The sequence below is a fragment of the Aeromicrobium sp. Leaf289 genome (assembly GCF_001423335.1).
Lineage (GTDB): Bacteria > Actinomycetota > Actinomycetes > Propionibacteriales > Nocardioidaceae > Aeromicrobium.
Genome location: NZ_LMNK01000004.1, coordinates 237764 through 258955, shown reverse-complemented (window position 1 = coordinate 258955; position 21192 = coordinate 237764). Strand labels below are relative to the sequence as shown.

The following is a 21192-nucleotide window of genomic DNA, read 5'->3' as shown; positions in this document are numbered from 1 at the left end:
GACGTGGGACCAGTACCCGCGAGTCACTTTGTGGTGCGGCGCAACAAATCTCCCGACCGTCCAGTCCCACGCACGGACGAGGGCCGGGAGCAGCGCTCCCAGCCCTCGTCGAACGCAGTCCTCGTGACGTGCTGACCTCAGACCATCATCGGCCGGTCGTTCGGCTTGATCGGACGCGGCAGCGGGCTGTGCCCACCGGTCAGGTACGCATCGACACCCGCGGCGGCCGAGCGGCCCTCCGCGATGGCCCACACGATGAGCGACTGGCCACGGCCCGCGTCGCCGGCGACGAACACGCCCGGCACCGACGACATGAAGTCCTTGTCGCGCACGACGTTGCCGCGCTCGTCGAGGTCGACACCGAGCTGCTCGACGAGACCCTCGCGCTGCGGGCCGGTGAAGCCCATCGCGAAGAGCACCAGCTGGGCAGGCAGCACCTTCTCCGAGCCCGGCACCTCCTCGAAGCGACCGTCCTGCATCTCGACCTCGACGATGCGCAGGCCCGAGACGTTGCCGTCGTCGTCGCCGACGAACTCCTTGGTGGAGACGGCGTACACGCGGTCGCCGCCCTCCTCGTGCGCCGACGCCACCCGGTAGGTCATCGGGTAGGTGGGCCACGGCTGGTTCTCCGGGCGGTCCTCCCCCGGCTGCGGCATGATCTCCAGGCTGGTGACGGATCGCGCACCCTGACGGATCGAGGTCCCGAGGCAGTCGGCGCCGGTGTCGCCGCCACCGATGATGACGACGTCCTTGTCGGTGGCGAGGATCTGCTCCGACCCGTCCGTCGTCGGCTCGGCACCCAGCGCGGCCCGGTTGGCCTGCGGCAGGAAGTCCATGGCCTGGTGGATGCCACCGAGCTCACGGCCCGGGGCGGGCAGGTCGCGACGGACCGTGGAGCCGATGGCGAGGACGACGGCGTCGTAGCGGTCGCGCAGCTGGCTGCCCGTGAGCGTGTCGCCCACCTGGACACCGCTGCGGAACACGGTGCCCTCGCGCTGCATCTGCTCGATGCGTCGGTCGACGTGGACCTTCTCCATCTTGAACTCGGGGATGCCGTACCGCAGCAGTCCGCCGGGCTTGTCGTCGCGCTCGTACACGGCCACCGTGTGACCGGCCCGCGTGAGCTGCTGGGCCACGGCGAGACCAGCCGGGCCCGACCCGACGACCGCGACGGTCTTGCCGGTCAGGTACTCCGGGGGCTCGGGACGCACGTTGCGCCACTCCCACGCCCGGTCGATGATCGAGACCTCGACGTTCTTGATGGTGACGGGCTCGCGGTTGATGCCGACGACGCAGGCCGTCTCGCACGGCGCGGGGCACAGCCGACCGGTGAACTCGGGGAAGTTGTTGGTCGCGTGCAGCCGGTCGATCGCCTCGATCCAGTCGTCGCGCCACACCAGGTCGTTCCACTCCGGGATCAGGTTGCCCAGCGGGCAGCCCTGGTGGCAGAACGGGATGCCACAGTCCATGCAGCGCCCGGCCTGCTCGGAGATGATCGGGAGCAACGCCTTGCCGGGCCCACCGGGGTAGACCTCGTTCCAGTCGTTGACCCGCTCGTCCACGGGACGACGGGGTGCCACCTCTCGGGCGGTCGTGATGAAACCTCGGGGATCAGCCACGTGCGGCCACCTCCATCATGCGTGCGGTCGTGTCGTCCTCGGACAGGCCCTCGGCCTCGGCCTCGGCCTTGGCGTCGAGCACCTTGCGGTAGTTGACGGGCATGACCTCGGTGAAGCGTGCGAGCGACTGCTCCCACGCGCCCAGCAGCTGCTCGGCCACGGCCGAGCCGGTCTCCTCGTGGTGCTTGGCGACCAGGGTCCTGAGCGACTCGGCCGCCTCGGACCCCGCCTCGACCGGGTTGAGCTCGACCATGTCGGGGTTGACCAGCGAGTGGTCGAGGTCCAGGACGTAGGCCTGTCCCCCGCTCATGCCGGCAGCGACGTTGCGACCCGTGGGGCCGAGGATCACCACCGTGCCCCCGGTCATGTACTCGAGCGCGTGGTCCCCCACGCCCTCGACGACGGCCCGCGCACCGGAGTTGCGCACGCAGAACCGCTCGCCGACCTTGCCCCGCAGGTAGATCTCGCCACTGGTGGCACCGAAGCCGATCACGTTGCCGGCCACGATCTGGGCCTCGGCCGCGAACCGTGCGTCCCGCGGCGGGCGCACGATGATGCGTCCGCCGGAGAGACCCTTGCCCACGTAGTCGTTGCCGTCGCCCTCGAGGCGCAGCGTGATGCCGTGCGGCACGAAGGCGCCGAACGACTGGCCGGCCGACCCGAGGAAGGTCAGGTCGATGGTGTTCTCCGGCAGGCCCTCGCCGCGGTAGCGCTTGGTCAGCTCGTGGCCGAGCATGGTGCCGACCGTGCGGTTGACGTTGCGGATCGCGAGCTGCGCCCGCACCGGCTCCCCACGCTCCAGCGCGTCGGCCGAGAGCCTGATCAGCTCGGCGTCGAGCGCGACGTCGAGACCGTGGTCCTGGACCGTGGTGTTTCGCAGCGAGGCACCCTCGGGCAGCGCAGGCACGTAGAGGATCGGCGACAGGTCGAGGCTGGCGGCCTTCCAGTGGTCGACGGCCTTCTTGACGTCGAGCACCTCGGCGTGGCCGACGGCCTCGTCGATCGAGCGGAAGCCGAGCTCGGCGAGGTACTCGCGGACCTCCTGCGCCAGGAACTCGAAGAAGTTCACCACGTACTCGGCCTTGCCCGAGTACTTCTCGCGCAGCTGACGGTTCTGCGTGGCCACGCCCACCGGGCAGGTGTCCAGGTGGCAGACCCGCATCATGATGCAGCCGCTCACCACGAGCGGAGCCGTGGCGAAGCCGAACTCCTCGGCACCGAGGAGCGCCGCGACGACGACGTCGCGCCCGGTCTTGAGCTGGCCGTCGCACTGCACGACGATGCGGTCGCGCAGCCCGTTGACCAGCAGCGTCTGCTGCGTCTCGGCCAGGCCGAGCTCCCACGGACCGCCGGCGTGCTTGAGCGACGTCAGCGGGGACGCGCCCGTGCCGCCGTCGTGGCCGGAGATCAGCACGACGTCGGCCTTCGCCTTCGAGACGCCCGCCGCCACCGTGCCGACACCGACCTCGGAGACCAGCTTGACGTGCACGCGGGCCGACGGGTTGGCGTTCTTGAGGTCGTGGATGAGCTGCTTGAGGTCCTCGATCGAGTAGATGTCGTGGTGCGGCGGCGGCGAGATGAGACCGACGCCGGGCGTGGAGTGCCGCGTCTTGGCCACCCACGGGTACACCTTCGGGCCGGGCAGCTGGCCACCCTCGCCGGGCTTGGCACCCTGAGCCATCTTGATCTGGATGTCGTCGGCGTTGGAGAGGTACTCGCTCGTGACGCCGAAGCGGCCGGACGCGACCTGCTTGATCGAGGACCGACGCTCGGGGTCGTAGAGACGCTCGGGGTCCTCGCCGCCCTCACCGGTGTTGGACTTGCCGCCCAGTCGGTTCATGGCGACGGCGAGCGTCTCGTGCGCCTCCTGGCTGATGGAGCCGTAGCTCATGGCCCCGGTCGAGAACCGCTTGACGATCTCGCTGACCGGCTCGACCTCGTCGATCGGCACCGGCGGACGCTCGCCCTCCTTGAAGGTGAACAGGCCACGCAGCGTCATGAGCCGCTCGGACTGGTCGTCGACGCGCTGCGTGTACTTCTTGAAGATGTCGTAGCGGCCCGACCGGGTGGAGTGCTGGAGACGGAAGACCGTCTCGGGGTCGAACAGGTGCTCCGGGCCCTCGCGGCGCCACTGGTACTCGCCGCCGACCTCGAGGAAGCGCCGGCGGCCGACGATGCCCTGGGACGGGTAGGCACGGGCGTGCCGCGACGCGACCTCGGCGGCGATGACGTCGAGCCCGACGCCGCCGAGCTTGCTCGACGTGCCGGTGAAGTAGGCGTCGACGACCTCGTGGGACAGGCCGACGCACTCGAAGATCTGCGCGCCGGTGTAGGAGGCGACGGTGGAGACGCCGATCTTGCTCATGACCTTCAGCACGCCCTTGCCGAGGCCGTAGGCCACGTTGCGCAGCGCCTGCTGGGGCTCGACGTCGCGCACGAAGTTGCCCTCGCGTGCCAGGTCCTCGGCAGACTCCAGCGCGAGGTACGGGTTGACCGCCGTGGCGCCGTAGCCGATGAGCAGGGCGACGTGGTGGACCTCGCGGACGTCGCCGGCCTCGACCAGCAGGCCGGCCTGCGACCGCAGCTTCTCGCGGACCATGTGGTGGTGCACGGCCGCGGTGAGCAGCAACGACGGGATGGGGGCGCGCTCGGAGTCGGAGTGCCGGTCCGAGAGCACGATGATGCGCGCACCGTCGGCGACGGCCCGCGACACGTCGGCGCAGATCTCGTCGATCTTGGCCGCCAGCGCCTCGCCGCCGCCGTTGACGTCGTACAGCCCGCGCACCACGTGCACGCTGAACCCCGGCATGTCGCCGTCCTTGTTCATGTGCCGGATCTTGGCGAGCTCGTCGTTGTCGATGACCGGGAACGGCAGCTGCAGCATGCGGCAGGAGGCCGGGCTCGGCTCGAGCAGGTTCGCCTCCGGTCCCATGGTGCCGGCGAGCGACGTGACGACCTCCTCGCGGATGGCGTCGAGCGGCGGGTTGGTCACCTGCGCGAACAGCTGGCTGAAGTAGTCGAACAACATCCGCGGGCGGTCCGAGATCGCGGCGATGGGCGTGTCGGTGCCCATCGAGCCGATCGCCTCGGCGCCGGTCCGGGCCAGCGGCGCGAGCAGGATCCGCAGGTCCTCCTCGCTGTAGCCGAAGACCTGCTGGCGACGGGTGACCGACGCGTGCGTGTGGATGATGTGCTCGAGGTCGGGCAGGTCCTCGAACCGGACCAGCCCGGAGTAGAGCCACTCGTCGTAGGGGTGCTCGCCGGCGAGCCGGTTCTTGATCTCCTCGTCCTCGACGACGCGGTGCTCGTCGAGGTCGAGCAGGAACATCTTGCCGGGCTCGAGCCGGCCCTTGCGGGTGATGGTCGCGGGGTCGAGGTCGAGCACGCCCGCCTCGGACGCGAGCACGACGAGACCGTCGTCGGTGATCCAGAACCGACCGGGGCGCAGGCCGTTGCGGTCCAGCACGGCACCGATCTGCGTGCCGTCGGTGAAGCAGACGCACGCCGGACCGTCCCAGGGCTCCATGATCGAGGAGTGGAACTCGTAGAAGGCCCGCCGGGCCGGGTCCATGACGTCGTTGTTCTCCCAGGCCTCGGGGATCATCATCATCACGGCGTGCGGGAGCTCGCGGCCACCGAGGTGCAGCAGCTCGAGCACCTCGTCGAGCGAGGCCGTGTCGCTGCCCTCGGGGTCGCAGATCGGGTACAGCCGGCTGAGGTCGCCGGGGATCAGCTCGCTCTCGAGCGTCGCCTCACGGGCCCGCATCCAGTTGCGGTTGCCACGTGCGGTGTTGATCTCGCCGTTGTGCGCGACGAACCGGAACGGGTGGGCGAGCGGCCAGCTGGGGAACGTGTTGGTGGAGAACCGGCTGTGCACGATCGCGAGCGCCGACTCCATGCGCTCGTCGAGCAGGTCGGGGAAGAACTCGTCGAGCTGCTCGGTGGTGAGCATGCCCTTGTAGACGAGGGTGCGCGACGACAGCGTCGGGAAGTAGACGCCGGTCTCGTGCTCGGCACGCTTGCGCAGGCAGTACGCGAACCGGTCCAGCTCGATGCCCTCGCGCGACCGATCGGTGGACTCCACGTAGAGCAGCTCGAACGACGGCATCGCGCCGAACGCCATGGACCCGAGGATCTCGGGCTTGACGGGCACGGGACGCCAGCCGAGGACGGTCAGCGCCTCCTCGGCAGCGATCGCCTCGACCCGCTGCTTCGCCTCGGCGGCGGCCTCGGGCTCGGTCGGCAGGAACGCCAGGCCCACCGCGTAGTGGCCGGCCTCCGGCAGCGTGAACCCCTGCTCCTGCGCGACCGCCCGGACGAACCGGTCGGGCACCTGCATGAGGATGCCGGCACCGTCGCCGGTGTTCTCCTCGGCGCCCACCGCGCCGCGGTGGTCGAGGTTGCGCAGCGCGGTCAGGCCGTGCTTGACGATCTCGTTGCTCGGGATCCCCGAGAGCGTGGCGACGAAGGCGACGCCGCAGGCGTCACGCTCGTGCATCGGGTCGTACAGGCCCTGTGCGGCAGGCAGTGCTGAGAACTTCGGGCCGGCCGTGCGGGGCTGCTGGAGCTCAGGAGGAATGGATGCGCTCACCGAGAGGTCCCTTCTCGCGTCATCATGGATGGGTGCTGGACCACCGATGCGGTGGCCCGACCGTGGGACGACGTTGGCCCAGGACAGCATCGTCACTGTACAGGCACGACGACCCGGGAGCGAGCAGGGCCGACCGGTCCCGCGTCACCCGAGCTGGGTCCCCACCGCCTCGCCGATGAGGTAGGTGATGCCGGCCGCGGCTCCGCCGAGCACGAGCTGCCGCAGCCCGCCGTACCACCAGGCGCGGCTCGTCACCCTCGTGACGATCGCGCCGCAGCCGAACAGCGCCAGCAGCGACACGACGATGGTCGGGACCGACGAGCTCGCCCCCAGCACGAGCGGCAGGAGCGGGATCAGGGCCCCGACGGTGAAGGCCCCGAACGACGACATGGCCGCGACCATCGGCGAGGGCAGCACGTCGGCGTCGATGCCCATCTCCTCCGCGGCGTGCACGGCGACCGCGTGGTCCAGGTCGAGGTGCACCTGCCGGGCCACCTCTCGCGCGGTGGTCTCGTCGACACCCTTGGCCATGAAGGTGGCCGCCAGCTCGGCCTCCTCGGCCGGGCCGTTGCGCACGATCTCCTCGCGCTCCACCGCGAGCTGGGCCTGGGCCAGCTCTCGCTGGCTCGCGACCGACGTGTACTCACCGGCCGCCATCGAGAACGCGCCGGCGGCCAGGCCCGCCAGTCCGGCGATGATCACGGGGGCGCGCTCGGTGCTGCCTCCGGTGACGCCCATGATGAGCGCGAAGTTCGACACGAGGCCGTCCATGGCCCCGAAGACGGCGGGCCGCAGCCACCCGCCGTTGACGTCGGGGTGCTCGTGTGAGACCGCGCCCGGGTCCGGCAGCGGTTCAGGGGTGCTCATGGGACGAAACCTACGCCTGCACCCGGTGCCGACCGGAGCGGCTAGGCGGCGTCAGCCGCGGTGCGGCCGCGGCGACGCGCCAGGAGGAAGTACGCCAGTGCACCCACGAACACGATGACCGAGGTGAACACGTTCAGCCGGACGCCGAGGAACTCGTTCGCGGTGTCGATCCGCAGCTGCTCGATCCAGAACCGGCCGGCGGTGTAGAGCATCACGTAGAGCGCGAACGCCCGACCGCCCGTGAGGCGGACCCGACGGTCGATCGCGACGATGAGCGCTGCGGCGGCGAGGTTCCAGATCATCTCGTACAGGAAGGTGGGGTGGAACGTCGCGAACTGCTCGTACCCGTCGGGGCGGTTCTGCGGCGCGATCTCGAGCGCCCACGGCACGGCGGTGGGACGGCCGAAGAGCTCGGAGTTGAAGTAGTTGCCGATGCGGCCGACGGCCTGGGCCACGAGGAGCCCCGGCGCGAGCGCGTCGGCCACGGCCAGGAACGACAGGTCGTAGCGGCGACAGGCGATCCACACGCCGAGCGCACCACCGGCGATGGCACCCCAGATGCCGAGGCCGCCGTTCCAGATGTAGAGCGCCTCGATCGCTCGGCGCCCCTCGCCGAAGTACAGCTCGGGGTCGGTGACGACGTGGTAGATCCGCGCGCCGACGATGCCGAACGGGATGGCCCAGATCGCGATGTCGCTGATGGCGCCCTCGCGCCCGCCGCGGGCCTGGAGGCGGCGTTCGCCGATCCAGATCGCGAGCAGGGCGCCGACGATGATGCCCAGGGCGTAGGCGCGCAGCGGGAAGGGTCCGATCTCCCACACGCCGGTCGACGGGCTGGGGATGGAGGTCGCGAGGCCGGCGACGGACGACACGGTCATCGGACGACTCCTGCCCGCAGCTCACGGGCCAGCTCGCCGACGGCGGCGACCCCGCTCTCGGCGTCGGGCGCGTCGAGGAGCAGCCGCACGAACGCCGAGCCGACGATGACCGCGTCGGCGTACTGGGCGATCTCGTGGGCCTGGGCGCCGTTGCTGACGCCCAGACCGACGCCCACCGGCTTGTCGGTGACCTTGCGCAGACGCGCGACGAGCTCGGGGGCCAGCGAGCTGGTCTCCTGACGCTGACCCGTGACCCCCATGACGGCGGTCGCGTAGATGAAGCCGCTCGCCGCGTCGGCGGTCATCGCGAGCCGCGCGTCGGTCGAGGACGGCGCCACGAGGTACGTGCGGTCCAGCCCGTGCTCGCGCGACGCCGCCTCCCACTCGGCGGCCTCGTCGGGGATGAGGTCGGGCGTGATCAGCCCGGCACCCCCGGCTGCGGCGAGGTCGGCGGCGAAGCGGTCGACGCCGTACCGCTCGACCGGGTTCCAGTAGGTCATGACGACCGTGGGGGCGCCGGTCCCGGCGACACGTCGCACGACGTCGAAGGCCTGGCTCGTGCGGAACCCGTTCGCGAGCGCGGTCTCGGCCGCGGCCTGGATGGTGGGGCCGTCCATGACGGGGTCGCTGTACGGCAGGCCGATCTCGACGAGGTCGCACCCGCCCTCGACCATCGCCGTCAGCGCGGCGACCGACGTGTCCACGTCGGGGAAGCCGGCGGGCAGGTAGCCCACGAGCGCGGCGCGGTCGTCGGCGCGCGTGCGCTCGAACAGGTCGTCGATCCCGCTCACTCCTCCACGCCTTCCTCGAGCACGACCGGGCCGTCCAGGAGGCCGAAGTACTCCGCCGCGGTGTGCACGTCCTTGTCGCCGCGGCCCGAGAGGTTGACGAGGATGGTGGCGTCCGGTCCGAGCTCCTTCGCGAGCGTCACCGCACCGGCGAGGGCGTGGGCGGTCTCGATCGCCGGGATGATGCCCTCGGTCTTGCAGAGCAGGTCGAAGGCCGACATGGCCTCGGCGTCGGTGGCGGGCACGTACCGGGCGCGGCCGATGGACGCGAGGTAGGAGTGCTCCGGCCCCACGCCCGGGTAGTCGAGCCCGGCCGAGATGGAGTGCGACTCCATGGTCTGGCCGTCCTCGTCCTGCAGCAGGTAGGAGCGGGCGCCGTGCAGCACGCCGACGTCGCCGGCGGTGATGGGCGACGCGTGCCGGCCCGTCTCGTAGCCGTCGCCACCGGCCTCGACGCCCAGCAGCTGGACGTCGGGGTCGTCGATGAACGCCGTGAAGAGGCCGATGGCGTTGGACCCGCCACCCACGCAGGCCACGGCCGCGTCGGGCAGCCGGCCGGTCAGCTCGAGGACCTGGCGACGGGCCTCGTCACCGATGCCGCGGGTCAGGTCGCGCACCATCGACGGGAACGGGTGCGGGCCCGCGGCGGTGCCGAACAGGTAGGACGTGTGGTCGACGCTGGCCACCCAGTCGCGCAGGGCCTCGTTGATCGCGTCCTTCAGGGTGCGACTGCCGGTGGTGACCGGCACGACCTCGGCGCCGAGCATCTTCATCCGTGCCACGTTGAGCGCCTGGCGCTCGGTGTCGACCTCGCCCATGTAGACGGTGCAGTCGAGGTCGAGGTAGGCGCACGCAGTGGCCGACGCCACGCCGTGCTGACCGGCGCCGGTCTCGGCGATGGCTCGCGGCTTCCCGATCCGCTTGGCCAGGAGAGCCTGCCCGAGGACGTTGCGGATCTTGTGCGCACCGGTGTGGTTGAGGTCCTCGCGCTTGAGCAGCACCCGTGCGCCGACGGCCTCGGAGAACCGGCTCGCCTCGTAGAGGGGGCTGGGCACGTTCGCGTACTCGCGGAACATCCGGTCGAGCTCGCCGATGAACGCGGGGTCGGCCTGCGCGTCGGCCCAGGCCTCGGCCAGCTCGTCGAGGGGCGCGACGAGCGCCTCGGGCATGAAGCGACCGCCGAAGCGGCCGAAGTGGCCGGTGGCGTCCGGCTGTACGTAGGTCATGAGGTCCTTCTCTGGCGTGGCTGCGCGGTGGGTGACGGTGGGGTCGCGGCGACCGTCACCATCGCCGCAGTGGCGTCGTGACCACGTCAGGACCTCTGCTGCAGGGCGGGGTGGGCGCCGGCGGCCACGAGGTCGGCGACCGTGGCCCGCGGGTCGTCGCCCCGTACGAGGGTCTCGCCGACCAGCACCACGTGGGCACCGGCGCGGGCGTACTCGAGCACGTCGTGCGGACCGCGCACGCCGGACTCGGCGACCCGGACCACACCGTCGGGGATCCGTGGGGCCAGACGTTCGAAGGTGTCGCGCTTGACCTCGAGCGTCTTGAGGTCGCGCGCGTTGACGCCGACGAGCTGCGCTCCGGCGTCGAGGGCCCGCTCGACCTCCTCCTCGTCGTGGACCTCCACGAGAGGCGTGAGGCCGATGGACCGGGCGCGCTCGACGAGGCTCACGAGGGCCTCCTGGTCGAGCGCCGCGACGATGAGCAGGGCCATGTCGGCACCGGCGGCGCGGGCCTCCCACAGCTCGTAGGAGGTCGTCATGAAGTCCTTGCGCAGCAGCGGCACGTCGACCTGGGCACGCACCGCGCGCAGGTCGTCGAGGCTGCCGTCGAAGCGGCGCTGCTCGGTGAGCACGCTGATGGCGGCCGCTCCGCCGGCGGCGTAGTCGCAGGCGAGCGCGGCGGGGTCCTTGATCGCGGCGAGCGCGCCCTTGCTCGGGCTGGAGCGCTTGACCTCGGCGATGACGCTCACGCCGTCGGCCCGGAACGCCGGCATCGGGTCGAGCGCCGGGGGCTGGCGCAGCGCCTGCTCCTTGAGCTGGTCGAGCGAGCACGTGGCCTGACGTGCGGCGCGGTCGGCCGCGACGCCCTCGAGGATGTCGTCGAGCACGGTCATGGCCACCTCCTCGTCGTCGGCACTTCTCCTGCCCTCCAGGGTAGACCGCACCGACCCCGCGGGTCGGTCAGGGTCCGAGCACTCCCCCTGCAAGGGTCCACCGCACGAGGGTGAAGACCACGACGACCACGCCCACGACGAGGAGCAACGTCGACGAGACACCCGTCGACGTGGTGGTGGCGCCGGGGCCCGAGACGCGGGCCGGCCCCCTCCCGGCGGCTCGGACGGCCCACCGCGTCCAGGCGACCGCCGCGAGGAGCACCAGCCCGACCGCGAGCGCGTTCTGGGCCAGCGCCGCACCCACGTCGCCGTGGAGCAGGTCGTGCGTGGCACGCAGCCCACCGCACCCCGCGCAGGGCAGACCCGTCGCTGCGAGGAACGGACAGGCGCCGAAGGCGCCCGGGACGTGCGGGTCCCGCACCGCCACCACCCCCAGCACGACTGCTCCGGCCAGGCCACCCCACAGGGGGCCCGACCGGAGCAGGTCGCGTGCCGGCGTCACGAGGAACCGGGTCTCGCCGCGGAGATCAGGCCTTCTTGAAGTAGGCGTTGGACTCCGGTCGGAACAGCAGGAAGACGGTGGCGATCGTCAGCAGGGTGCTGATGATCGACAGGACCAGCAGCAGCGCAGGCTGGTTGCCCAGGCCCATCAGGCCGAAGAGCACGCCGATGACGCCCAGCACGGTGTAGACGATGCGCGCCCAGTTGGCGCCCTTGCTGATGAAGTAGGCGAACATCGCGGCGAGGGCGACGCCGATCACGACGCCGATGACGAGACTGATCATCACGCCGGCGCGAGCGGCGTCGCGGTCCAGGGTCGTTCCGGAACCGGCGCTCTCGATGGCCTGGTCCACCAGGTCGTCGATCATCGTGAAGGTCAGGACGGTCGAGATCAGGCTGAGGCCGACGCTGACCCAGATCAGCTTGACGGCGTTCTGCACCGACGCCGGGGCCGGACCCTTGGCGTCGGGACGGTACTCGGGCTCGGGGCTTGCGGGGAACGGCTCCATGGGTCCTCTTCCGGTCGGGCCGGGTGTCGCCCCGGCTCGTGTCCATCCAAGCGTGGACTGGGCAGAACGTCCAACGTCCGGCCGCGCGGCGTGTCCCGACGTCAGCGACGCACGGGGTAGGTGTTGATCGCCTTGTCGTGCACGGTCTGCTTGCGCTCGTCCCACAGGGGCCAGAGCAGGTCGACGAGCAGGCCGATGAAGGTCCACTGCAGCAGACCGGCGACGAGCCACCGGAAGAATCCCTCGAGGGCGCCGACCGTTGCGCCGTCACGTCCGACGACGTGCACGCCCACCAGCTGCTTGCCGAGGCTCTGTCCGCGGTACCCGACCCTCAGACCTCGGTTCCACAGGTCGAACCCGAGGTACAGGACGAACCCGAGCCCGACGACCACGAGTCCCCACGGGTTGGTGTTCGTGAACTCGTCGGTGACCTCGTCGTAGTCGGCGTCGACGAAGAGCAGCACGAACCCGCCGACGATCGGCACGATCGACAGCGCCAGCACGATGAGTCCGTCGACGAACGACGCGAGCACGCGGATCCACCACCCCGCGGGCTCCTCCGGGACCGAGCGGTCCGCCTGGCCAGGGAAGGCCGGCGCGCCAGGCTGGACGCCCGCACGGACGTCCGGCTGCGCGGGCGGCGACCAGGGCGTGCCGTGCGTCGGGCCGGCACCGCCGGGCTGCTGCTCCCCCGGGTAGCTCGGGTAACGGGGCCCCTGGGGCACGTCGGGGCTCATGGGAGCGTCAGTCGGTCGTCGCGCGGTGCTCGTCGACGCCGTGCGGTCGGTCACCGTGGCCGGGTGCGCGCTCGGCGCCCAGACCCATGCGCGACATGATCAGGCCGATCGGACCCGCGGCGACCGCGAGCACGACACCGATCGTGAAGGGCACCCAGTGCGGCTCGGGGATCAGAGCGATCCCGCCGATGGTGAAGCCTGCGAGGCAGACCAGGACGGCGGTCCAGGACGCGGGCGACGATCCGTGCGACATGCAGCTCTCTCTCCTGCGAGGGGGACGACGGGCGACAGCCTACCGGGGCGCATCGGCGTCGGCCGGTGCGCCCCGGAGGGCGTCGCTCAGGACGGCTGCGACCGTGCGAGCACCGAGGACGCGGGAGCGGGCGCCAGGACGGCGGCGCTGCGGGGGCGGCCGGAGTGACGCGCGATCAGGTCCATCACGTCGCGGCGGCCGAGCTGCTTGCCGATGCCGAGGACCCCGAAGATCGTCGCGGCCAGGATCACGACGTCGAGCTTCGCCTGGTAGCCGTTGAGGCAGGCGCGGCAGTAGGCCGCCTCCAGCTCGAGGCGCTCGCCGTCGGTGAGCGCCTCGCGGCCGACGAGCTGGGCCGGGCCGGTCAGGCCGGCACGCGTCAGGAACCGGTCGGAGACCTGCGGGTACTCCTCGCGGAGGCAGTCGATGACGTTCTGCGGCAGCGGACGGTTGCCCACCACGCTCATGTCGCCGCGCAGGACGTGCCAGAGCTGCGGCAGCTCGGTGAGCGCGAAGCGCTCCACGAAGCGACCGATCCGGGTGTAGAGCGGTGAGTCGGCCGGGATGTTGAGGAAGCGGGTGTCGGACGCGACCGGCACGGTCTCACGGTTCACGAGCTTGTCGGCGTTGCGCACCATCGTGCGGAACTTGGTCAGCAGCACGACCTCGTCGACGCTCACCCGGCGGCGTGACCGGTAGAACACCGGGCGCCCCTCCGACACGAGGACGGCCAGGGCCACCGTGAGGACGACCGGGACCCAGACGACGGCTCCGGCCACGGTCAGCAGCAGGTCGAGCGAACGCTTCTTCCACATCAGGAGGTCTCCTTGGTGCCGACAAGCTCGAGGGGTGGGTCGATCCGCCCGGGCAGAGCGCCCGAGACGACGAGTGAGAGGGACCGCACGAGCAGCCACAGACGGGCGTCCAGGCCCACGACGCGGCGACGCCCGGCTCGCGCTGCCCGGTCCTGCAGGCATCGCTCGACGCGGACCGCGAGGCCGGAGAAACCGGCGTGGAGGCGGTGCCAAGGACGGGTGCGCTCGCCGGCGGCGACGAGACGTCCCGGGTAGAGGACGTCGAGGCGCGCGGCGGGGTGCTCGGCGACGAGCGCCACGAGTGCCTGCTCCACCAGGGACTTGAAGCCCCCGTAGTAGCGCCGGTCGGGCGTGGGTGCCAGCGCCACGACGGAGGACACGAGGACGAGCCGGACCGGACGACCGGCCGCCGCGTCCAGCACCCGGCGCAGGAATGCGAGGTCGCGCTCCGTCGCCGCGGTGTCACCCACGAGGTCCACCGGCCCCGGGTGCACCGGTCCGAGCGCGCAGACCGCGACGTCCACGGACTCGACGTCACGGAGCAGCGTGGCGAGCTCGTCGCCGGCCACGTCGACCACGTCGGCTCCGGCGGCCCGCAGGGCCGCCGCGTCGGTCGCGCCACGCGAGACGGAGAGCACCGGCCCGCCGTGCCGGTCGGCCAGCTCACGGCCCGTGCGGGTCAACGGTCCGACGACGACCAGCGGCACGCCGGTGGGCCGCGACACGTCACGCACCCCGACGTCGAGACCGGTGACGGCCCGCGTCGCGGCACTCATCGCGCGCTCCGCAGCAGCACGGACTCGAAGCGGTCGGCGCACGAGGCCAGGGAGAACTCCTGCTCGGCGAGGTCGCGAGCCTCGGCACCGACCTCGTCGCGGCGTCCGGGCTCGGCCAGGAGCTGGTCGACCCACGCGGCCGCCGCCGGGAGCGAGGCGGTGTCGGGCCGGCCGACGTGCCCGCCGGCCCGGCGCACCAGCCCGGAGGCGGCGTTCTCCTCGGGCATCAGTCCCACGACGGGACGACCGGCGCACAGGTAGGACAGCGTCTTGGACGGGACGGAGAACGCACCCGCCTGCTGGTCGAGGAGGACCACGAGCACGTCACCGCTGGCCAACACCTCCGGGAGCCGGTCGTAGGGCTGGAACGGCAGCAGCGTGAGCGGGACGTCGAGCCGGGCGGCCTCGGCCTGCAGGACCGGGACGGCGGGCCCCTCGTTCACGACGACCAGCCGGACCTCGCGGCCGCGCTCGCGCACCGCGGCGGTGAGCTGGACCAGCAGCGCGGGGTCGTGCTTGAGCCCGAGGGTCCCGGAGTACAGGATCGTGTCGACGTCGTCGAGCTCGTTCTCGACCGCCCAGTCGTTCTTGCGCGGACAGGGCACGATCTCGTCGAGCGGGGCCCAGTTCGCGATGACCGTGACCTTGTCGGCCGTGCCCCATCCCGCGTGCACGGGCACGAAGGACTCGGCGATGACGACGATCTCGCGGGCGCGGCGCGACGTCCACCGCTCGGCGACCTCGAAGCCCACCGCCACCGCACGGAAGGAGCGTGAGAGCTTCGCGCCGGCGAAGGACCGCACCGCCACGGAGTACACGTCCTGGTGCCAGAGCACCCACGGCTGGCGCAGCACGAGCATCGCGGCCGCGAAGACCACCAGGGTCGGGATCTGGACGTTGGACATGAGGGCGACGTCGGGACGGACGCGTCGGACGTGGCGGACCAGCTCGAACCCCAGCCTCAGCTCGAGGAGCAGACGATGGACGAAGCGGCTCTTGTCGAACACGATGCCGTCGCCCACGGTCTCGAAGGTGATCGACTCACCCTCCGCGGACTCGAGTCGACCCTTGCCCGAGACGTAGGCGTTGCAGGTGGAGTGGGTGACGTCGTGGCCACGCCGCGCGAGCTCCCGGCTCAGCTGGGCCTGGAAGGGATGCCCGCTGAAGTCGTGCACGAGTACGCGCATCGGACCTCCAACCGTCGTCACCGCTCGTCGGTGTCGAAGATCTCAACGACGGGTGCACCCGGGAGTTACGAGTCCTCCAGGTGAATTCAGGACTTTCGTCCCGCATGGCTCAGAGCGTGGGGTCGCGTCCCTCGTCGAGCGCCTTCCACGGGTCGTCGTCGACGCGTGAGCGCGACGGCGCGTCGTACCGGCCGCTCATGGCGGGCCACGACCTGCCGTGCCGGACGGTCACGGCACCGAGGCCGGTCGCGAGCAGGAACCCCGCGGCCGCGACGTAGGACCACGACGACCTCGAGACGGCTCCGAGGTCCTGGCCCGTGAAGGCCGGGGACTGCTCGGCGGCCGAGGACAACGACGCGTCGACGTCGGCCGCCGAGACCAGGCACACGGCAGCACCGCCGAGTCCGAGCACGACGACGAAGAGACCGACGACGAGCCGCCCGCGCCCGCGGGTCGCGAGCACGGCGAGCGCGGCGGTGACCACGACGACGGCCAGGGCGGCGGCCAGCGGGGCGACGTCGCGGCCCGTGACCACGATCGTGTCGGGCGGCAGGCCCGTCGGGGCCAGCCGGGTGCTGGCCCAGGTGCGGCCGAGTGCCAACCAGGTGAGCCCACCCACCGCCAGCAGGCCGAGCACCACCGGCGCGTACAGACGCCGCCCGGACGCAGCCGTCACAGCAACCGGTCCGCGTCGAAGCAGGTGGTCGCGCCGGTGTGGCAGGCCGGACCCTCCTGGTCGACCACGACGAGCAGCGTGTCGCCGTCGCAGTCGAGGCGCACCTCGCGCACGGCCTGGGTGTGGCCGGAGGTCTCGCCCTTGACCCAGTACTCCTGGCGGCTGCGGCTCCAGTAGGTGCCCCGGCCGGTCGTGAGGGTGCGGTGCAGCGCCTCGTCGTCCATCCACCCGACCATGAGGACGTCGCGCGTGCCGGCGTCCTGCACCACGGCGGGGACCAGCCCCGCGGGATCGCGCTTGAGCCGGGCGGCCACGGCTGGGTCGAGTGAGGTCACGGTGCCATCCTCCCAGAGGTCACTCGGCCGCCGGCACGATCCCGAGCGAGGCCTGCGCCACCCAGCTGGCGTGCAGGCGGGCGTACACGCCCCCGGCGTCGACCAGCTCGTCGTGCGACCCGTCCTCGACGAGGCGGCCTGCGTCGAACACCAGCACGCGGTCGGCGTTCTCCGCCGTGCTGAGCCGGTGCGCGATCGTGACGCTCGTGCGTCCCTCGAGCAGGGTCTCCAGCGCACGCGTGGCACGCAGCTCGGTCTGCGGGTCGACCGCGCTCGTGGCCTCGTCGAGCACGAGGAAGTCGGGGTCGGCCAGGGCCGAGCGCACCAGCGCGACGAGCTGGCGCTCCCCCGCCGACAGCGACTCGCCCCTCTGCCCCACGCGTGTGTCCAACCCGTGCGGCAGCCCCGCGAACCAGTCGGTGAGGCCGAGGTCGTCGACCGCGGCGACGAGCTCGACGTCCGTCGCGTCGTCGCGCCCGTACAGCAGGTTCTCGCGCAACGTCGCGTCGAACAGGAAGCCCTCCTGGGGGACCATGAGCACGTGGCGCCGCAGCTCGTCGAAGGAGACCCGCGCGATGTCGGTGTCGCCGAGCCGCACCGTCCCGCGCACCGGGTCCATGAGGCGGGTGAGCAGCTTGGCGAAGGTCGTCTTGCCCGAGCCCGTCTCGCCCACCACCGCCACGCGCTGGCGCGGCTGGATCGTGACGTCGACGTCGCTGAGCACCTCCGGGCCGTCGGGGTAGGCGAACGCGACGTGCTCGAACCGGGCGCCGAGCACCTCGTCGGGCAGACCGACCCCGTCGGGACCGGGGTCGACCACGTCGGCCGGGGTGTCGAGCAGCTCGATGACCCGCCGCCACGAGGCGATGGCGTTCTGCGCCTCGGTCAGGACCTGCGTGGCCATCTGCGCGGGCCCCACGAGCAGACCGACGAGGAACGCGAACGCGATGACGGTCCCCATCGACAGGCCACCGGCCACGCCGAGGACCACTCCGACGGCCACGGCACCGGCGTTCGCGAGCCCGCCCACGAGGCCGGCGGAGGCGAACGTGACCGCCACGAGCTTCTGGGCGCGGACGTTGGCGTCGAGGTTGCGCTGGATGCCCGCGTCGACCCTGGCCTGCGTGCGGTCCTCGATGGCATGCGCCTTGACCACGGAGGCACCGACGACCGGCTCGGCCACGACGGCGAGCATCTCGCCGACGGTCCGGCGCACGGTGTCGTAGGCGCGGCTCAGCCGTGCGGCGAAGTACTTCAGGCTGGCCGCGAGCGGGAGGAAGCACAGCCAGACGACGAGGGTCAGCTGCCAGGAGTAGAACGCCATGATGACCGTCGCGACGAGCATCTGGCCGAGGCTGATGACGATCATGATGCCGGTGAACTGCAGGAACAGGGACACCTGGTCGATGTCGGACGTCACCCGCGAGACGAGGACGCCCCGGCGCTCGGCGTTCTGCGTGAGCATCGAGAGGTCGTGCACGTGGCGGAACGCCGTGACACGCAGCTCGGCGAGGCCGCGCTCGCTCGCCACGAACAGGCGCACGCGCATCCAGTAGGCGACGACCGCCGTCAGCAGGACGAGCACGAGCGCGCCGAGCAGGTAGGGACCGATGGCGGACAGGGTCGTCTCTCCCCCGTCACCCAGCCCCGAGTCCACCGTGCGCTGGATGACCACGGGCACCACCGAGCCGCCCACCGTGCTCAGCACGGCGAGCAGCAGCGTGAGTCCCAGGCCGTCCTTGATGGCCGGCGACAGCGCGAGGCCGCGGCGCACGATCTCGCGACCGGACGCCCGGACGGTGGTGACGCCCGGCAGGCTCACCTCGGTGCTCGTGGCGGTCATGCCTGTGCCTCCCTCGCCTGGTCGTACGCGTCGACGAGGTCGCGGTAGACCGCCGACCCCGCCATGAGCTCGGCGTGGGTGCCACGCTCGGCCACCCGTCCGCCGTCGAGCAGCACGACCTCGTCGGCCAGGGCGATGGTGGCCTTGCGGTACGCCACGACGAGGACCGTCGGCCCGCCCCCGTCGGCCGTGCGATCGGCCAGGGCGCGCAGGATGCGCTGCTCGACCTCGGGGTCCACGGCGCTCGTGGCGTCGTCCATGACCAGCAGCCGGGGCCGCCGCACGAGGGCGCGCGCCAGGGCGAGGCGTTGGCGCTGCCCGCCGGACAGGGTGGTCCCGCGCTCACCGAGCTGAGTGTCGAGCCCCGCGGGCAGGCGGGCGACGAAGCCGTCGGCCTGGACGGTCCGCAGCGCCTCCCAGACGTCGGCGTCGTCGACGTCGGCCCCGAGCGTGACGTTCTCACGGACGGAGTCGTCGAACAGGAAGGTGGTCTGCGGGACCACGGCGACCGCGTCGGCCAGGGCCCGGTGGGTGAGGCCCGCGACGTCGTGACCGTCGAGCTCGACCGTGCCGGAGCGCGGGTCGACGAGGCGCGAGAGCAGGGTCGTGAGGGTGCTCTTGCCGCTGCCGGTGGCACCGACGAGGGCCGTGACGGACCCCCGCGGCACGTGCAGCTCGACGCCGTCGAGGACGTCGTCGCCCTCGCCCGACTGCACGGCGTCGTCGAACTGGTAGGAGACTCCCCGCAGGTCGAGGTCGACCGCACCTGCGCCCGGCAGGGTGGCGGTGCCGTAGGTCATGGACCCCGACGCCTGCAGCACGCTCTCGACACGGTCCCAGCCGACGACGCTGCGGGGCAGCTCGCCGAGCACCCAGCCGATGGCACGCACCGGGAAGGCGACCACGGTGAACAGGTAGGCCACCTGCACGACGTCGCCGGGCTCGGCGGCACCGCTGGCCACGCGGCCGACGCCCAGGACGATCACGGCGAGGATGCCGAGGTTCGGCAGGGCCTCCAGCAACGGGTCGAAGATGCTGCGGATCTTCCCGACCTCGATGTTGGCGTCGCGCAGCTCCTCGGTGGACCGGGCGAAGCGGGCGGTCTCGTCGGCCTCGCGACCGAGCGACTTCACCACCAGCGCGCCGTCGAAGGACTCGTGGGCCACGGCGCTCAGGTCGCCGCGCAGGGCCTGGGCGTGCGCGACCTTGGGCGAGAGCCAGCGCTGGTAGAACACGTTGATGCCGAACAGGGCCGGGAACACCACGAGGCCCACGAGCGTGAGCACCCAGTCGGCCTCGAGCATCGCCACGAGAGCGGCTGCGAGCATGGCGATGACGCCGACCGCCATCGGCAGCGGCATGAAGACCGCCCACGTGGCCTCGACGTCGGCGTTGGCGTTGGAGAGCAGCTGGCCGGTGGGGTGGCGGTGGTGCCACGACATCGGGAGGGCGAGGTACTGACGGGTGACCTTGCGGCGGTAGGTGGCGACCAGGCGGTAGTAGACGATGCCGCCGATGAGCCGCCGCGCGATGACGCCGAGCGCCCGCAGCACGGCCACGCCGAGGAACAGGGCGATCGAGGTCCAGAGGGCGCCCTGCAGCACCTCGCCCTGCTCGAAGGACGGCCGGATGACGTTGTCGGTCGCCCACCCGAGCACCCAGGCGTCGGCGACGGTCATCGCGCCGAAGAGCACGCTGCCCACGACCGAGATCGCGAACAGCGCCTTCTGCTCGCCGATGCCGCGTCCGAGCAGGCCGAATCCGCGGCGCATGATCCGGTCGGGCTGGGCCGATCCGAGCTGGCCCGATCCTGTCGGTACCGCCTCGGTCTGGGCTGCCCCGGTCTGGGCTGCGTCGCCCTCGACCGCCTCGGCCTGGGCCGGCCTGGGGGCGCTACCTGACACGGTGTCCCGCTGCTCGCAAGGTCTCTTTCACCTGTCCGATGGTCAGCTCGCCGAAGTGGAACACACTCGCGGCGAGCACGGCGTCGGCACCGGCCTCGACCGCAGGAGCGAAGTGCTCGAGCCGTCCGGCGCCACCACTGGCGATCAGTGGCACCTGTGTAACGCCGCGGACCGCCCGAATCATTTCCAGGTCGAAGCCCTGCTTCGTCCCGTCGGCGTCCATCGAGTTGAGCAGCACCTCGCCGACGCCCAGCTCGTCGGCTCGGCGGACCCACTCCACGGCGTCGATCCCGGCGCTTCGCCGGCCGCCGTGCGTGGTGACCTCGAACCCGCTGGGCTGGGCGCCCTCGCCCGACGTCGGGGCACGTCGCGCGTCGACGCTGAGGACGAGCACCTGGTTGCCGAACCGCTGGGCGATCTCGGCGATCACCTCGGGTCGCGCGATGGCCGCGGTGTTGATGCCGACCTTGTCGGCGCCCGCGCGCAGCAGCCGGTCGACGTCGTCGACGGTGCGCACTCCCCCGCCGACGGTGAGCGGGATGAAGACCTGCTCGGCCGTGCTGCTCACGATGTCGAACGTGGTCGCGCGGTCCCCGCTGGAGGCCGTGATGTCGAGGAAGGTGAGCTCGTCGGCGCCCTCGGCGTCGTAGACCCGTGCCATCTCGACCGGGTCGCCCGCATCGACCAGGTCGACGAAGTTGACGCCCTTCACGACGCGCCCCGCGTCGACGTCGAGGCAGGGGATGACACGCACGGCGAGACTCACCCGCCGAGCCTATCGGCGCCCCCGTCTA

At 71.7% G+C, this 21192-nt stretch carries 19 protein-coding genes; all 19 read right to left on the bottom strand.

The genetic code is table 11. The features are described 5' to 3' along the window. Nucleotides 1–137: 137 nt before the first annotated feature. Nucleotides 138–1619 (bottom strand): glutamate synthase subunit beta, encoded by a 1482-nt coding sequence (locus tag ASF37_RS13810; protein ID WP_055965855.1) that lies wholly within the window; start codon nucleotides 1617–1619, stop codon nucleotides 138–140. Then, nucleotides 1612–6117, bottom strand: a complete 4506-nt coding sequence (gene gltB, locus ASF37_RS13805) for a glutamate synthase large subunit (protein WP_056581240.1) — start codon at nucleotides 6115–6117, stop codon at nucleotides 1612–1614. Before gltB ends, ASF37_RS13810 begins: the two co-directional genes overlap by 8 nt. 237 nt (nucleotides 6118–6354) lie before the next feature. Further along, nucleotides 6355–7077 carry a VIT1/CCC1 transporter family protein gene (locus ASF37_RS13800; RefSeq protein ID WP_056581237.1) on the bottom strand — a complete coding sequence of 241 codons (723 nt, stop codon included), beginning with the start codon at nucleotides 7075–7077 and terminating at the stop codon, nucleotides 6355–6357. Nucleotides 7078–7118: 41 nt separating this feature from the next. Further along, nucleotides 7119–7955, bottom strand: coding sequence for a prolipoprotein diacylglyceryl transferase (gene lgt / locus ASF37_RS13795; RefSeq protein ID WP_056576406.1), 837 nt, complete (start codon nucleotides 7953–7955; stop codon nucleotides 7119–7121). After that, a complete protein-coding gene (trpA, locus tag ASF37_RS13790) occupies nucleotides 7952–8746 on the bottom strand; it encodes a tryptophan synthase subunit alpha (protein ID WP_056576403.1) in 795 nt (264 codons plus the stop codon). The genes lgt and trpA overlap by 4 nt, the downstream gene beginning before the upstream one ends. Further along, complete coding sequence (gene trpB, locus ASF37_RS13785) at nucleotides 8743–9969, bottom strand: tryptophan synthase subunit beta (RefSeq protein WP_055965846.1); 1227 nt, start codon at nucleotides 9967–9969, stop codon at nucleotides 8743–8745. Before trpB ends, trpA begins: the two co-directional genes overlap by 4 nt. Before the next feature lie 86 nt (nucleotides 9970–10055). After that, the gene (gene trpC / locus ASF37_RS13780; RefSeq protein ID WP_055965843.1) at nucleotides 10056–10862 is read right to left on the bottom strand and encodes an indole-3-glycerol phosphate synthase TrpC; all 807 of its coding nucleotides are present in this window, start codon (nucleotides 10860–10862) and stop codon (nucleotides 10056–10058) included. A 67-nt stretch (nucleotides 10863–10929) separates the two neighbouring features. After that, nucleotides 10930–11364: a DUF2752 domain-containing protein gene (locus tag ASF37_RS13775; RefSeq protein ID WP_056581234.1), complete on the bottom strand. Its 435-nt coding sequence runs from the start codon at nucleotides 11362–11364 to the stop codon at nucleotides 10930–10932. 25 nt (nucleotides 11365–11389) lie between these two features. Next, a complete protein-coding gene (locus ASF37_RS13770) occupies nucleotides 11390–11872 on the bottom strand; it encodes a hypothetical protein (protein WP_056581231.1) in 483 nt (160 codons plus the stop codon). 101 nt (nucleotides 11873–11973) lie between these two features. Further along, complete coding sequence (locus ASF37_RS13765) at nucleotides 11974–12609, bottom strand: RDD family protein (RefSeq protein ID WP_056576396.1); 636 nt, start codon at nucleotides 12607–12609, stop codon at nucleotides 11974–11976. 7 nt (nucleotides 12610–12616) lie between these two features. After that, nucleotides 12617–12862, bottom strand: a complete 246-nt coding sequence (locus ASF37_RS13760; protein ID WP_055965834.1) for an HGxxPAAW family protein — start codon at nucleotides 12860–12862, stop codon at nucleotides 12617–12619. A gap of 86 nt (nucleotides 12863–12948) precedes the next feature. Then, a complete protein-coding gene (locus tag ASF37_RS13755) occupies nucleotides 12949–13677 on the bottom strand; it encodes a sugar transferase (protein WP_055965832.1) in 729 nt (242 codons plus the stop codon). After that, the gene (locus ASF37_RS17385) at nucleotides 13677–14453 is read right to left on the bottom strand and encodes a hypothetical protein (protein WP_056576393.1); all 777 of its coding nucleotides are present in this window, start codon (nucleotides 14451–14453) and stop codon (nucleotides 13677–13679) included. Before ASF37_RS17385 ends, ASF37_RS13755 begins: the two co-directional genes overlap by 1 nt. After that, nucleotides 14450–15640, bottom strand: a complete 1191-nt coding sequence (locus ASF37_RS13745; protein ID WP_056576390.1) for a glycosyltransferase family 4 protein — start codon at nucleotides 15638–15640, stop codon at nucleotides 14450–14452. Before ASF37_RS13745 ends, ASF37_RS17385 begins: the two co-directional genes overlap by 4 nt. A 109-nt stretch (nucleotides 15641–15749) precedes the next feature. Next, nucleotides 15750–16316 (bottom strand): Trp biosynthesis-associated membrane protein, encoded by a 567-nt coding sequence (locus tag ASF37_RS13740; protein ID WP_056555663.1) that lies wholly within the window; start codon nucleotides 16314–16316, stop codon nucleotides 15750–15752. Beyond that, complete coding sequence (hisI, locus tag ASF37_RS13735; RefSeq protein WP_056555661.1) at nucleotides 16313–16651, bottom strand: phosphoribosyl-AMP cyclohydrolase; 339 nt, start codon at nucleotides 16649–16651, stop codon at nucleotides 16313–16315. Before hisI ends, ASF37_RS13740 begins: the two co-directional genes overlap by 4 nt. A 19-nt stretch (nucleotides 16652–16670) precedes the next feature. Then, nucleotides 16671–18494, bottom strand: a complete 1824-nt coding sequence (locus ASF37_RS13730; protein ID WP_055965821.1) for an ABC transporter ATP-binding protein — start codon at nucleotides 18492–18494, stop codon at nucleotides 16671–16673. Next, entirely contained in the window at nucleotides 18491–20398 is a 1908-nt protein-coding gene (locus ASF37_RS13725) for an ABC transporter ATP-binding protein (RefSeq protein ID WP_369815237.1), read from the bottom strand. The genes ASF37_RS13730 and ASF37_RS13725 overlap by 4 nt, the downstream gene beginning before the upstream one ends. Beyond that, nucleotides 20388–21164, bottom strand: coding sequence for an imidazole glycerol phosphate synthase subunit HisF (gene hisF / locus ASF37_RS13720; RefSeq protein ID WP_055965817.1), 777 nt, complete (start codon nucleotides 21162–21164; stop codon nucleotides 20388–20390). The genes ASF37_RS13725 and hisF overlap by 11 nt, the downstream gene beginning before the upstream one ends. Nucleotides 21165–21192 lie beyond the last annotated feature (28 nt).